16 protein-coding genes are annotated in these 13,800 nt (G+C 45.9%); 9 read left to right on the forward strand and 7 right to left on the reverse strand.

Features of this window, described 5'->3' with window-relative positions; translation table 11 throughout:
* Positions 1 to 156: 156 nt before the first annotated feature.
* The 7 genes from NG798_RS04105 to NG798_RS04135 form a co-directional block, all read right to left on the reverse strand.
* Positions 157 to 498 carry a DUF5615 family PIN-like protein gene (locus NG798_RS04105; RefSeq protein ID WP_261220504.1) on the reverse strand — a complete coding sequence of 114 codons (342 nt, stop codon included), beginning with the start codon at positions 496 to 498 and terminating at the stop codon, positions 157 to 159.
* A 3-nt stretch (positions 499 to 501) separates the two neighbouring features.
* Positions 502 to 828, reverse strand: coding sequence for a DUF433 domain-containing protein (locus NG798_RS04110; protein ID WP_261220505.1), 327 nt, complete (start codon positions 826 to 828; stop codon positions 502 to 504).
* 278 nt (positions 829 to 1,106) lie between these two features.
* The gene (locus NG798_RS04115) at positions 1,107 to 1,649 is read right to left on the reverse strand and encodes an SH3 domain-containing protein (protein ID WP_261220506.1); all 543 of its coding nucleotides are present in this window, start codon (positions 1,647 to 1,649) and stop codon (positions 1,107 to 1,109) included.
* A 399-nt stretch (positions 1,650 to 2,048) separates the two neighbouring features.
* Positions 2,049 to 3,233, reverse strand: coding sequence for a hypothetical protein (locus tag NG798_RS04120; protein ID WP_261220507.1), 1,185 nt, complete (start codon positions 3,231 to 3,233; stop codon positions 2,049 to 2,051).
* Positions 3,234 to 3,364: 131 nt separating this feature from the next.
* Positions 3,365 to 4,771 (reverse strand): NAD(P)(+) transhydrogenase (Re/Si-specific) subunit beta, encoded by a 1,407-nt coding sequence (locus NG798_RS04125; RefSeq protein ID WP_261220508.1) that lies wholly within the window; start codon positions 4,769 to 4,771, stop codon positions 3,365 to 3,367.
* A gap of 111 nt (positions 4,772 to 4,882) precedes the next feature.
* Positions 4,883 to 5,176, reverse strand: a complete 294-nt coding sequence (locus tag NG798_RS04130) for an NAD(P) transhydrogenase subunit alpha (RefSeq protein WP_261220509.1) — start codon at positions 5,174 to 5,176, stop codon at positions 4,883 to 4,885.
* Positions 5,177 to 5,267: 91 nt separating this feature from the next.
* Positions 5,268 to 6,422 carry a Re/Si-specific NAD(P)(+) transhydrogenase subunit alpha gene (locus tag NG798_RS04135; protein WP_261220510.1) on the reverse strand — a complete coding sequence of 385 codons (1,155 nt, stop codon included), beginning with the start codon at positions 6,420 to 6,422 and terminating at the stop codon, positions 5,268 to 5,270.
* A gap of 622 nt (positions 6,423 to 7,044) precedes the next feature.
* On the opposite strand from NG798_RS04135, the gene NG798_RS04140 reads away from it, so the two are divergent.
* From NG798_RS04140 to NG798_RS04180, 9 genes are all read left to right on the forward strand, one after another.
* Positions 7,045 to 7,575, forward strand: a complete 531-nt coding sequence (locus tag NG798_RS04140) for a DUF2808 domain-containing protein (protein WP_261220511.1) — start codon at positions 7,045 to 7,047, stop codon at positions 7,573 to 7,575.
* 98 nt (positions 7,576 to 7,673) lie between these two features.
* Positions 7,674 to 7,811: a 50S ribosomal protein L34 gene (rpmH, locus tag NG798_RS04145; RefSeq protein ID WP_261220512.1), complete on the forward strand. Its 138-nt coding sequence runs from the start codon at positions 7,674 to 7,676 to the stop codon at positions 7,809 to 7,811.
* Positions 7,812 to 7,844: 33 nt separating this feature from the next.
* The gene (gene rnpA / locus NG798_RS04150; RefSeq protein ID WP_261220513.1) at positions 7,845 to 8,255 is read left to right on the forward strand and encodes a ribonuclease P protein component; all 411 of its coding nucleotides are present in this window, start codon (positions 7,845 to 7,847) and stop codon (positions 8,253 to 8,255) included.
* Positions 8,227 to 8,625 (forward strand): PH domain-containing protein, encoded by a 399-nt coding sequence (locus tag NG798_RS04155; protein ID WP_261220514.1) that lies wholly within the window; start codon positions 8,227 to 8,229, stop codon positions 8,623 to 8,625. The genes rnpA and NG798_RS04155 overlap by 29 nt, the downstream gene beginning before the upstream one ends.
* A 193-nt stretch (positions 8,626 to 8,818) precedes the next feature.
* Complete coding sequence (yidC, locus tag NG798_RS04160) at positions 8,819 to 9,970, forward strand: membrane protein insertase YidC (protein WP_261220515.1); 1,152 nt, start codon at positions 8,819 to 8,821, stop codon at positions 9,968 to 9,970.
* Between the two features lie 10 nt (positions 9,971 to 9,980).
* Positions 9,981 to 10,475, forward strand: a complete 495-nt coding sequence (locus tag NG798_RS04165; protein WP_261220516.1) for a R3H domain-containing nucleic acid-binding protein — start codon at positions 9,981 to 9,983, stop codon at positions 10,473 to 10,475.
* Positions 10,476 to 10,594: 119 nt separating this feature from the next.
* Positions 10,595 to 11,110, forward strand: a complete 516-nt coding sequence (locus NG798_RS04170) for a DUF177 domain-containing protein (RefSeq protein WP_261220517.1) — start codon at positions 10,595 to 10,597, stop codon at positions 11,108 to 11,110.
* Positions 11,111 to 11,223: 113 nt separating this feature from the next.
* The gene (locus NG798_RS04175; protein ID WP_261220558.1) at positions 11,224 to 12,744 is read left to right on the forward strand and encodes an AAA family ATPase; all 1,521 of its coding nucleotides are present in this window, start codon (positions 11,224 to 11,226) and stop codon (positions 12,742 to 12,744) included.
* Positions 12,745 to 12,913: 169 nt separating this feature from the next.
* Positions 12,914 to 13,417, forward strand: coding sequence for an SH3 domain-containing protein (locus NG798_RS04180; protein ID WP_261220518.1), 504 nt, complete (start codon positions 12,914 to 12,916; stop codon positions 13,415 to 13,417).
* Positions 13,418 to 13,800: the final 383 nt, after the last annotated feature.

Here is a 13,800-nt window from a genome sequence, read left to right on the forward strand (position 1 = left end):
TGAGATCCACTCAAGCACAATGCCGGTGGTCTTCTATTTCTTATTGTCACGATTTTTTGACAAACTGGGGGCTTAAGCGTTGATAATTTTTTGCGGCTTAAGGTGTCTTCCCCAACTTAAAACATTATCAGATCGCGGTAAACTTTTGGGAAAGGTTTAGGCCGGTGGTTTTGTGACTCTTATTAATTTTCCTTGGAGGTTTTCTTCCCCAGCAATTGCTTCATTAATTCGAGTGGCCAATCTTTCCCAATTTTTATCATCTGTGCAAACAATAATGCCGCCGTGATCGGGTTGTTGCCGGTGTAAAAGTACAAAATCCCGTTTATTGAGCGTTAAAACTGCCCTATTGCTATTAGTAGCAAATTGCAAAACTTCCGCATCAGTAATTCCCTGGTTGGCATTTCCTGCTTCTTGAACTGTTAAAACATCGTGACCAAAAGCGCGGAGAAATCGCACAACGGGAAAGGGAAATTGTTCATCAGCATAGAAAAAAGCCACTTTTTAAGCTTCCTCATTTTCTCTGATTGCCGTTTCTATTTCTTCAGAAAATGCCTCGGCATAAGCCCAAGCATTAACTAAATCAGCAGCCGAAATTGTTGGATAGCTTTCGAGTAAATCATTATCACTATACCCTATACGCCGAGCATTTACTAATCCCCAAACAGGAATCCGAGTGCCAGCAATACAGGCATCTCCCCCGCACACATTAGGAGTTTTTTCGATACCTTGCCAGGGGTTATTTAAGCTTTTGCTTAATATTTGGATGGCTTGCTCTTTTTCTGCCGGGGATAAGGCCAGAAGTTTGTGTTTTAATTCTTTGAGGGACATAATTTTTAGGTGTTTTTAAATATTGGACGATAGTTAGATTATAGCTGCTTTTTTAGGGGCCGATATTTGCCGCCGCCATTTGTCGCCGCCATTTGTCGCCGGTTAAAACCGGCGTCTACATGAAAAAAACCCCTTCGGGGTTAAAATTTGGGGTTAAAATAAATCATCTCATTTAGTCCGTTAGGACTTCTTTCGTGTAGACACCGGTTTTAACCGGTGGCGAATGCAGGTTTTAACCTGCACCCAACACCAAAAAACACCGGCCCCCAAAACCCCTATTAACTACAAACCTTCAACCTTGCAGCCGGCACAAAGCCATTAATAGGTGCAGAAATTGCCACCCAACCATCACTTGTACTCGTATTCCCAAGCGACACCCTTTGATTATTTACTAAACGCCCCATCAAAGCACTATTATCATTCGGAGCTTGCCGCACCAAAACCGCATCCGAAGCCGACACAGCCCGGCAATTAGTATCAACCGGCTTCGGAGTATTTCCAGAAATAGGTTGCTCACAAGTCGTCAAATATTGGCTAAAGACCACCCCATTAATAGGAGAAGTAATTTTCACCCAACCATTAGCAACCGTGCCATCAATTGTAACCACAGTTCCCTCTGGAATATTATCAAGAATTGTGCCGTTAGGAGTAGCGCGAATATTCAAATTACTGCCAACCTTTACCCGCCGGCAAGTTGCTTGCGCCACTAAATTTTGCGTTTCAGATTTTTGGGAAACGGTGCCAGAGTATGCCGGTGAACTCATTCCCAAAAACACCAACAAGCCGGCAGTAACAGATTGTTGCCAAAGATTAAGTTTCATAAACCTTAACTCACACCAAAAACAACTTCATTCTTATTTTAGAGGCCGGTGGGCAATAGCCGCAAACTAACCCCCTGCTTTCTTGCTACAATCAAAAACAAATCTATCCGGGGGGGGATGCGCTACCATGAACGAACAACGCCGGCAAACTTACCACCAACTCATCTATGCACTGCGGAGGTGTGAAAGTTCGGAAAAAATCAATGCAGCTTTAAACAACCACCCATAATTAAGAGTTTTTAAAAGCGCCAAATTTCCGCCAAAATAGGTAGATAAGAATTTCCAGGCTGGTTAAAGCCTTAATAAACTCAAACCTACCTACTTTGCAAAAAAAACCTACAACATATTTAATAGCACCCCCATTTTAGGAAACATTTATTAAGCAACCCGCCCGAAAACTCAAGAAGGCATAAACAAAAACAAACCCAAGAAAAGATTACCCAAAATAAACCCAGCCGGAAAAGCCCACCGGCCCTTTCTATGACTACTCTCTGCCACTTCCTTATCTCCTTTTTGACTAAAATAATGAGCCCAAACTATCTCAATAATAGTCAGAAAAATGAAAACATAACTAATCGTAATAAAACCATCAATAAACGTCAGATAACTCACTTTCGGTAAAGATCCAGCAATCGATAGACTAAAAGCAATAGCCGTCAGGAGATTAGTAAGCCCAATCGCCGTAAGAGCCTCAAAATATTCTATATCAATCCAAAAACAAGCCCCCGAAATCACAACAATTAAAAACATCGGAATAAAAACCTTACCCACATAAAACTGATAATTCCTGACAATATCCAACTCCCCAACAAACCGGCTTACAGGGTTCTCCTCAGTAACCAACTTATTATTTACCACTTTCTGAGTGAAATTCTCTATCTTCCACTCAGACAAACTAACAAAATTATCTTTACTTAGGCCGCTATTCTTCGGTTTAGCAATAAAAACCACCTCAGTTTCATCATACCTAAAAGATTCAATCGCTATTTTTAGCTTTTGACGATCAAAAGGAAACCTCTTAAAATCAAAATCCGAAGACAACTTAATATTAAAGCCCTCGCTAAAACTAACCATTCCATCAGGATCAGCCACAATCAGAGCATTGTCCACATTGTTTTCCCCCGCTTTATTAACAAACTCTAGGAAAGGATGCCACACTTTTTCCAAATCATGAAAGCGGTACTTCTGCCGCTCATTTTTTGCATCAAACGCCAAGTGAGCATCCTTCCACGCAGCCTTCAAATAACCCACAACCTCGTAATTTTCTTTAGCCTCATCAATCGCAGCAAAATTTGTAATATGCACCCCCACAGACACCTCCACCGGCTTACCTCCGTTCGGTGGAAGGGTCGTTAAATCCTCATCTTTTTCTCCCCCCTTATTTACCCTCTCCTCACTCCTCGATGCCTTCTCATTTTGCCTATTTTTACCCCCAACATTTTCCACCTTTGGAACCTGAGAAATAACCTCAGTTTTTCCACCTTCCTGCGCTTTACCCTCAAAAGCAAAACTCACCACAAAACACACACAAACAGCCAGCCACCAACACACAAAAAATTTAATAACCCGTTTACTTTTGAGCATCCTCATTCCACCAGCCAAAAATCAGCAAATCATTATAGCATCCTGCAACCTACCATTAAAAAAAAATAAAGGGTGAGCCAAACTCACCCCCCTTAATACTTAGCGCAATTTGCGTCTTTGCTGTTCAAAACCTACAACTGCTTCACCTCAGAAACCAACTTAGCAACAGCATCCTTAGCACTACCAAACAACATCATCGTCTTATCCTTATAAAACAACTCATTCTCAATTCCAGCAAACCCCGCACTCATCCCCCGCTTAATCACAATCGTATGTTTAGCCTTATCAACCTCCAAAATAGGCATCCCATAAATCGGACTCGCGCTATCATGTCGCGCCGCCGGATTAACCACATCATTAGCACCAATTACCAGCGCCACATCAGTCTCATCAAACTGAGGATTAATATCATCCATATCGTACAACTGCGGATAAGGCACATTCGCCTCAGCCAACAAAACATTCATGTGTCCCGGCATCCGTCCCGCCACCGGGTGAATCGCATACTTAACCTCAACACCCAGCCGGTCTAGCTGATCCGCCAACTCCCGAACCGTATGCTGCGCCTGCGCCACAGCCATACCATAACCAGGCACAATCACAACCGAGCGAGCATAACCCAACATCATCGCCGCCTCTTCCGGGTCAACCGTGCGAACAGTCTTATCACCCAAATCCGCACCGGCACCAGAAGCAACAGCACCACCGCCACCACCAAACGCACCAAAAAGCACACTCGTCAGCGAACGATTCATTGCCTTACACATAATTTGCGTCAAAATAATACCCGACGCACCAACCAAAGCCCCCGCAATAATCAACATATTATTCATCACGATAAAACCGGCAACCGCCGCCGCCAAACCCGAATAAGAATTCAACAGCGAAACAACAACCGGCATATCCCCGCCACCAATCGGCAGCACAAACAAAACACCCAAAACCAGAGAAATAGCCGTCAAAATTAACAGCACCGAATTATTAGCAGGAGTCACACAAAGATAAATACTTCCCCCCAACAACCCCGCAAACAAAAGAGCATTAACCGGCTGTTGCAAAGGAAAAGTAATCGGAGCACCAGGAAGCAAACCTTGCAACTTAGCAAAAGCTACTAAACTCCCCGTCAGCGTCACCGCCCCAATCAAAACACCCAAAATAATCGTAATATTAGAATCCACAGGAATCGTATCAGAAACCCTACTCAGCCTCCAATACTCACCCACCGCGACTAAAGCCGAAGCAGCACCCCCCAAACCATTCAACAAACCAACCATTTGAGGCATATCAGTCATAGCCACAGTTTTAGCCATGATCGTCCCCAAAATCGAGCCAATAATAATCGCCACCAAAATCATCTCGTAATTCAAAACCGAGCGATCCAAAACCGTAGCGATAATCGCAATAAACATCCCCACAGCGGCCAAAAAATTACCTTGACGAGCCGAAGCCGGAGAGCCTAATTGCTTCAAGCCAACAATAAACAAACTTGCTGCAATCAAGTACGAAATTTGAATTCCCGAAAGTAAAAACTCTTGCATATTTCCCGTGTTTTTTGATGTTTTTGTGTTTTCTCGTAGGTTATTTTTTAACCGCAGATAAACGCAGATGGACGCAGATAAGTTAATGGTTGGGTAATTAGTTTTTCAACCTTATACTTTTGCCTCTTTTTTCTTGAACATTTGCAACATACGATCAGTCACCAAAAAACCACCGACAACATTAATCGTCGCCAAAACAATCGCAATCAAACCCAAAACCACCGTAACATTCCATTCCCGATCCCCAGCAATCAAAAGCGCCCCTAAAACCGCAATTCCAGAAATAGCATTAGACCCAGACATCAAAGGAGTATGAAGCGTCGGAGGAACCTTATTAATCACCTCAAAACCCACAAAAGAAGCCAAAACAAAAACAACCAAACCAGCAATCAAACCTTCAGCCATAAAAAACTCCTCCAAATAAAAGAACCTTCAAACCAATAAAAAAACCATCCTATTCATCTGCGTTCATCTGCGTTTATCTGCGGTTAAAAACTTACTGACTTACCACAGAAAGCAAACTTACCAAAGCATTCTTCACCCGCTCATTCCGCACCTCACCCCCATGAGACACACAAGTATCCCGAATAATATCATCCTCAAAATTCAAATTCACAGACCCATCCTTAGTCAGCAAATACTGAACCAAAGTCAAAACATTTTTCGCATACATCTGAGAAGCATGAACCGGCATCGAAGAAGGCAAATTAACCGGCCCAATAATCGTCACCCCATCCCGTACCACATCCTTGCCAGCCTGCGTATAAACACAATTCCCACCACTCTCAGCAGCCAAATCAACAACCACCGAACCCGGCGCCATTCTCGCCACCATATCTTCCGTTACCAAAACCGGCGCCTTTCTGCCAGGAACCTGAGCCGTAGTAATCACCACATCCGCCGTCGCCACATGATCAGAAATCACCGCATGAGTCCGTTGTTTCGACTCCTCAGAAATCTCCTTAGCATAACCATTTGCCCCCACAGTATCCTCCTGCAAAGACACCTCAACAAACTTCGCACCCAAACTTTGCACCTCCTCCTTAACAGCCGGTCGAATATCAAAAGCCTCAACCACAGCACCCAACCGGCGAGCCGTAGCAATAGCCTGTAAACCAGCAACGCCAGCCCCAATCACAAACACCTTAGCCGGTCGAATCGTCCCCGCCGCCGTCGTCAACATCGGGAAAAACTTCGGTAAAGCAGCAGCAGCAATCAAAACAGCCTTATAACCAGCAACCCCAGCCTGAGAAGAAAGAGCATCCATACTTTGAGCCCGCGACGTGCGAGGAATCAACTCCATACTCATCGCCGTAACCTTGCGATCAGCCAAACGCCGCACCATCAAAGGATCACCCAAAGGATTCAAAAACCCAATCAAAATCGATTCTTCCTTAAGCAAATCCACTTCCCAATCCTTCGGCGGAGCCACCTTCACCAAAATATCCGCCTCTCTCCACAAACTAGCCTTATCAGAACACAACTTTGCCCCCGCCTTTTCATAAGCCTCATCAGGGAAAAACGAACCCTCCCCAGCACCGCACTCCACCCAAACTTCCGCGCCGCCTTTAACCAGCCGGCTTACAGTATCCGGTATCAAAGCAACCCGATGCTCTCCCACTTCAACTTCTTTTGCAATCGCAATTTTCATAATTTCTCCTATTTTTTACAGTTTCTACAAAAATCTTCACCACAACTTTTTGTCAGCAAACTCTTATATTTGCCTTACTAAGTTTTTAGATGAGTTTGCCATTTTTAAAAAAAGAGCCGGCGCACCAGCACTCAAAACCTGTTACCTCGCCCCATTTTTATTACCACAGCATTGCTTGATAGCTTGTGTAGGGATAGCCCAGAAACCTCACTCAAAAAACACACTTTGTGCATCCTATTTTGATCCCCAATCAATCACCAAAAATTTTAACTTTTCTTAATGGAATGCCTAGGGCTTAACTTGGTGTTCTTTCCTTTTATTAACACATAAACTTGCTTACTTCAACCTTCGTTAATAAAACATTGCATTTTCCCCTACCTACTAGGTAAAAACCACCATTTATTTCCCAAAACCCCAACTCATCAATTCTCAGAAAGTTAAAATTACTTAAAACAGTTTTAAATAAATTGACAAAAGCCCCCAAACAAAACCGCCAGATTGTTTGCACAGAACAGAACACCCATTAAAAACCCGCAGCCATCAAACTCAAGCAGAAAAGCGTAAACTTTAGTAAACTATTACAAACAGTTGAAAACTTCCTGCCTCTGGCGGAATCGAACTCATGTTATTTAAAAAAGCCACAGCACGAAAATACCTAAGTGCCATCGCCATCACAGCCACCCTAATCACCGGCCTCCCCACCCTAACCACAGCCCAAGGATTACCCGGACTAACACTATTTGGTGGCCCCCAGCGAGACAACCAACTAAACTATCGCCTAGACTACGGAGACGCCGGCACCTGGGATCGCTACAGACTAAGAATCCCCGCCAAAAAAGTCCAAACAGCCATCGCCCAATTTGCCATCGACTACCCAGAACACTACGAAGGCAAATTTGACAAAGACGAAATCGAAGTCAAAGTAGATGGTAAGTCAGTCCCCCTCTCAGAAGTCATCTGGGACCAAGAAAACCGCCTCATAGAAATCTACCCCGAAGCTCCAATCCCCGCCGGCAACAAAATCGAACTCGTCTTCTCCAACGTCCTCAACCCCAGCCGACGCGGAATGTACTACTTTAACTGCCGCATCATCTCCCCCGGAGACGTTCCCCTACTGCGCTACCTTGGCACATGGGTACTCACCATCAGCTAAGACTCCCAACTAAACAACCATTTAACCAAAATGGGTGATAAGATAAGGGATTGTGACTTTTTTGTTGAACCTACACAGCCAGAGCAAGGAAAAAAAATATGACACAGCGCACCCTCGGCGGCACAAGCCGCAAAAGAAAAAGAGTATCCGGCTTTCGAGTACGGATGAGAACCAAAAACGGCCAGCGAGTAATCCAAGCTCGCCGCGCCAAAGGACGTTACCGGCTAAGCGTCTAGGCAGCCTTAACAGCGACAGCCCTAGAAAAGCGCGTGTTGCCAAAACAAAACCGGCTCCGGCACCGGCAAGACTTTAATGCAGTGTACAAAAGTGGAAAACGCCGCAACAGCAGGCATTTCGGCTTAAGAGCCCTACGGCCTCAAGCCAAAAACACCACCCAAACAGACAATGCAGCACTGCCGGTTAGCCCAGCCCCAACCAGAGCCGGCATCAGCATCAGCCAAAAAGTCAGTAAACGAGCAGTAATCCGCAACCGAATCAAAAGGCAAATACGAGCAGCCCTCCGGCAACTCTTCCCCCTTCTCTCCCCCGGTTGGGATATCGTAATCGTCGTCTATCCCCCAGCAATTGAGTGCAATTACAGACAAATTCTGCAAGAATTAGAGCAGTTGTTGGCACAAGCAGAGGTAATCAATGGGCATAAAAGAGGAAGTTTACTATGAGGGTGGCCCTCACATAGGCGATCTAATCTTCAACATCCTGCTAGGATTCACAGTCATCTGTTTACCACTCACCGTCGCCGCCATCGTTCGCGCAATATGGTTGCGCTACCGCATCACCAACCGGCGAATCTCCGTTACAGGCGGCTGGATGGGACGCGAACGCTCAGACATCATCTATAACGAAATCGCCAAAGTCGTCACCGTACCTCGCGGCTTAGGCATCTGGGGAGACATGGTGATTACCCTCACCGACGGTAGCCGGCTCGAACTGCGAGCAGTCCCCAAATTCCGAGATGTATATAATTACATCAACGACAAAATGCCGGCGAAAGCCAGAAAAGAAAGCGGAGCCATTGGTAGTGGCCGGTAAACCGCTCTCAAACCAGCCCAAAAATTTTGGATTGTAGATTTTAAATTTCAACTCTCCAGTCCAAAACAACAGAAGCCGCCCAAAAAATTTAACTGATAAAAAAGTTAAAAAATGGCCCACCGGCTCACTGTACAGGCTAAAAACAAAAAAAATAAATTACCAACACTTCAGAGCGCACAGGTTGACATAAAGAATGGACTTTGGTGTAGGGTTTCTTTCAAACAACGTAATGCTGCCGATCCTCGACTTTTTCTACGGGATCGTGCCAAGCTACGGACTAGCCATCGTGGCTCTGACGTTAGTGATACGATTGGCTTTATTCCCCCTCAACGCCGGCTCAATTCGCAATATGCGGCGAATGAAAGTAGCCCAGCCGGTAATGCAAAAGCGGGTAAAAGAAATACAAGAAAAATACAAAGACAATCCTGCAAAACAGCAGGAAGAAATGCAAAAAGTGTACAAAGAATTTGGCAACCCCCTCGGAGGATGCCTACCCTTACTATTGCAAATGCCAGTGCTATTTGCACTATTTGCAACACTAAGAGGCTCGCCATTTTCTGACGTAAACTACACCGTAAACTTGCAAATATTTCCGCAAGAACAAATCGAGAACATACAACCAGCGGCATTTACAACCCCACCGCAAAACATATTTGTTGCAGATGGAGTTCATGCCCCTGTAACCGCCTTATTACCTGCTGGCAACAAACTCAGCGTAGGTGAAAGCGCAAAAATTGAATTTCAAACCGTAGAAGGCAAAGACCTAAATGCCTTACTCGCAGAACATCCAGAAATCAAAATTAACCCCCACTGGAAAGTCACCAAAGGTGAAGAGCGAGTCAAAATCACCGAAGACGGCACAATAGAAGCCATCAACCCAGGTGATGTTACTATCCAAGGAACCATCCCCGGATTAGCAGCAGATAAAGGCTTCCTCTTTATCGAAGCCCTCGGAAGAGTCGGCGCAGTTGATCCTGACGGAAAAATACACTGGGATATCGTGGGCATGGTTCTAGTATTTGGTATCAGCTTATACGTCAACCAACTACTATCCGGTCAAGGAGGCTCATCTTCCTCAGCCGCAGCTAACCCCCAACAAGATACGATCAACAAAATTACTCCCGTTCTATTCTCAGGGATGTTTTTATTCTTCCCCTTACCGGCCGGCGTACTCATGTACATGGTCATCGCTAACATCTTCCAAACCGTACAAGCATTCATCTTGTCACGGGAACCCCTACCAGAAAATCTACAAAAAATCGTAGATGCAGAAGCAAAAACTGAACAGGGCAAAGGACGTGAATCACTCCCCTTTGAACCAGGGCGAACCAAGAAAAAAGCCTAACGGGAGTGCTATGAGCGACGAGAAAAAAATACAGCGTGGTCAGCAGTGGTTGGAAAAATTATTAAGTTTAATGTCCAACCCTGCCAGCGTCAGCGCACACAAAAGCGACAACTACCACGAAGAAACAGACAACTACTGGCTAAACATTGATCAAACCAACCTATCTGCCGATCAAATTGACCTCTTAATAGGCAGAGATGGAGAAGTAATCGATGCCATCCAGTTTTTGGCAAACAGCACCCTCAATATCAACCTCGAACCAGAAGAGCACGCCTCCTATACCATAGAGCTAGACGGTTACCGCCTACGGAGGGAAGCCGAACTCCGCTCCATAGCAGAAGAGGCCATCATGGAAGTGCGGCGTACCGGCAGAGAATACGAAATGAAAGACCTCTCCTCCGCCGAACGCCGCCAAGTCCACAGCTTGCTCAAAGAATACACAGACCTAGAAACCTACAGTCGGGGACAAGAGCCTGATCGCCGTCTCGTCGTGCGCCTACGCTAAAATGTATGGCTTTTCTATAGCCAATCGTGCAGGCGCACGTTCTTGCTACTCATCTTGTAGCGAACTTACCGCTAAAAGGCTTACCTCCCCATATATTAACCAAGGGAGCGAACTAGCTCATGGAATCAATTTACATTCCCCACCTGACAACAGCACCCGCACGGACGCGGGTGATTGATTTTGAAGAATTTATCCAAGATTTAGAAACCCTCATGCCCGTCAAGGGCAAACTGACAATTACCCATTGCGGCAATTATCTCCAACTTACAGGCAATTGTGAAGCAATCATCACCTTAACCTGCCACCGCTGCCTGCAACAATACAACCACCGCGTCAAAATCCAACCCAAAGAAATCATCTGGCTAGATTCTGCCGTCGAAGAACCAGACACCGGCCCCAGCGAACGCGAAATCGCCCCAGAAGATTTAGTCGAAACCCTTTCTCCCCAAGGGCACTTGGACCCCAGAGAATGGATTTACCAGCAGTTGTGTTTAGCCATCCCCTACCAGCAACTTTGTCAAAACAACTGCCAAGGCATTCAACTTACCAGCAGTCAAGTCACCCCCTCCGAACCAACAAAAGTAGACAGCCGGTGGTCAGCCCTAGAAACCCTGAAAAACCAACTCCCAACCTAACTCAATCGATTTGATATTGTTGTCATTTGTCATTTGTCCCTGCTAATTTGCCATTGGTCAAAGGACTAAGGACAAATGGCTAAGGACAAATGACTAAGGACAAAGGACTATATATGGCTTTCCGCGAAGAATTTGAACTCCTACTCCGCGCCCGCTACCCCATCCTCTACATCCCCACCCGCGAAGAAGAGCGCCTTGAAACCACCATCAAAGACATCGGCAACCGCACCAACCGCGCCATCTATATATGGGACTTCGTAGACGGCTATTCTGGCAACCCCAACGATGCCAACGCAGGCCGGCGTAACCCCCTCCAAGCCCTAGAATTCATCGAAAAACTCCCCGCCGCAGCCCCCGCAATCTTCATATTGCGAGACTTCCACCGCTTCCTAGAAGACATCTCCATCTCCCGCAAACTCCGCAACCTCTCCCGCCTCCTCAAATCTCAACCCAAAAACCTCGTTATCCTTTCCCCCCAACTCAACATTCCCGAAGACCTCACCGACGTCCTCACCATCATCGAATTTCCCCTCCCCACCCCAACCGACATTAAAACCGAAGTCGAACGCCTCCTCACCGCCACCAGCGCCACTTTAGAACCCCGACTTTTGGACGAGATCGTGTCCTCTTGTCAAGGACTTTCCCTGGAAAGAATTCGCAGAGTTTTAGCCAAAGCCATCGCCACACACGGCAAAATCGAAGCCGACGACATCGAACTGATCCTCGAAGAAAAACGCCAAACCATCCGCCAAACCCAAATCCTCGAATTTTACCCAGCCACCGAAAAAATCACCGATATCGGCGGACTCGACAACCTCAAAGACTGGCTATTGCGACGCGGTAGTGCCTTCTCTGAAAAAGCCCGACAATATGGCATACCCCACCCCAGAGGCTTACTGCTGGTTGGCATCCAAGGCACCGGCAAATCTCTCACAGCCAAAGCTATCGCCCACCATTGGCATCTGCCCCTCCTCCGTCTGGATGTGGGCCGGTTATTTGGCGGATTAGTGGGTGAATCAGAATCTCGGACTCGCGCCTTTATCCAAACAGCCGAAGCCCTCGCTCCTTGTGTTCTCTGGGTAGACGAAATTGATAAAGCTTTTGCCGGTTTTGACACTAAAGGCGACGGCGGCACCACCAGCCGCGTTTTCGGCACCTTCATCACCTGGCTTGCCGAAAAAACTTCCCCCGTTTTCGTCGTCGCTACGGCAAATAACATCCAATCGCTACCGGCAGAAATTTTACGAAAAGGCCGGTTTGATGAAATATTCTTTGTAGGATTACCCAACAGTGAAGAACGACGGGCTATTTTTGGCGTTCATCTATCCCGACTCCGCCCCCACAACCTCAAAAACTACGACCTCGACCGGCTTGCCTACGAAACCCCGGATTTTTCGGGGGCAGAAATTGAACAAGCTTTAATTGAAGCTATGCACATTGGTTTTAGCCAAAACCGCGATTTTAATAATGATGACATTTTAGAAGCGGCCAGCCAAATCATTCCCCTCGCGCGCACAGCCAGTGAGCAAATTCAATTTTTGCAAAACTGGGCCGCCGCCGGTAAAGCTCGTCTGGCTTCCCGCCATAACAGCCTTCTCGGACGTCTCCAAACGCCGCTCACCGGCCCCGACTAAAACGGCCAATTCCCCAAACAACGACAGAAATTTCTGTAAAATTGTCAGATGTCATTGGTGAAATGTCATTGCTAATTCAACAAAAGACAAATGACAAAGGACTATTGACATTTGACAATTCACCAAAAACCCACCGGCCACCACAACTCAATCAAACACTATTGCTGCCGTGAAAACCGTATCTGGACTTTTACAATTTCTCCTTGGCATTGCCCTTGCTTTTGCCCTCATCGGTGCCGGTGGAGTCGCCGCCGCCCTCTACTTGGCCGCAAAACACTCTGCTCAACCCGAAAGGCCGGTTTTTGAAGAAGAAAAAATCGCCACTACTACCACCAACAGCACTAGCAAAACGGGTAAACCCTCTGCCAAACCAGCATCCTCAGCAGCAACCCCCAAACCCACCCCCACCGCTAAACCTCAAGAGCCCGGACTTTATACAGCCCGCGTTACTTGGCCGGAAGGATTAAGTTTAAGAGAACGTCCGGGGTTTGAGTCTAAAAGTATTGGTGGGGTTGAATATAATGGCCGGTTAATTGTCCTCGAAGAAACTCCTGATAAAGAATGGCAGCGAGTTCGCATAGAAAATACGGAACGCGAAGGCTGGATAAAAAGTGGGAATATTGAGCGCTTGGCTTCTGCATCAGAGTCGGGTACATCAAATACGAATCCTTAAAATATTGAAGTTAAAATTTATGAAAATGTAGCCATCACTTCGGGTGAGGAATCGGGTTTCTTTATCTAAGAAGGCCGGTTTTTTAATAAAGATCGCGCTTTACCAAAGTTAAATTAAATACCGGTTGTCGCTATTGATTTTGGTGTCCCTATTCACCTTGTTTAATCTTTTTGCTTAAAATAGCCTTTACTTCGCCTACTGGGTCGCATTGTCATAGTAAAAATGAATAAGATTGCGAGTAGAAAAAGAGGTTGGGTTTACTTGGGTTAATCTAAGCTACCAGGAAAGGCAATCGTACTGAACGAACCTGTCGGGGTGACAAGTCGCTTATAACGCTGATAGAATAAGCCTCATAGCTCTTATTCCTTGTTGATAATTAGGTA

The sequence above is a fragment of the Ancylothrix sp. D3o genome, from assembly GCF_025370775.1.
Lineage (GTDB): Bacteria > Cyanobacteriota > Cyanobacteriia > Cyanobacteriales > Oscillatoriaceae > Ancylothrix.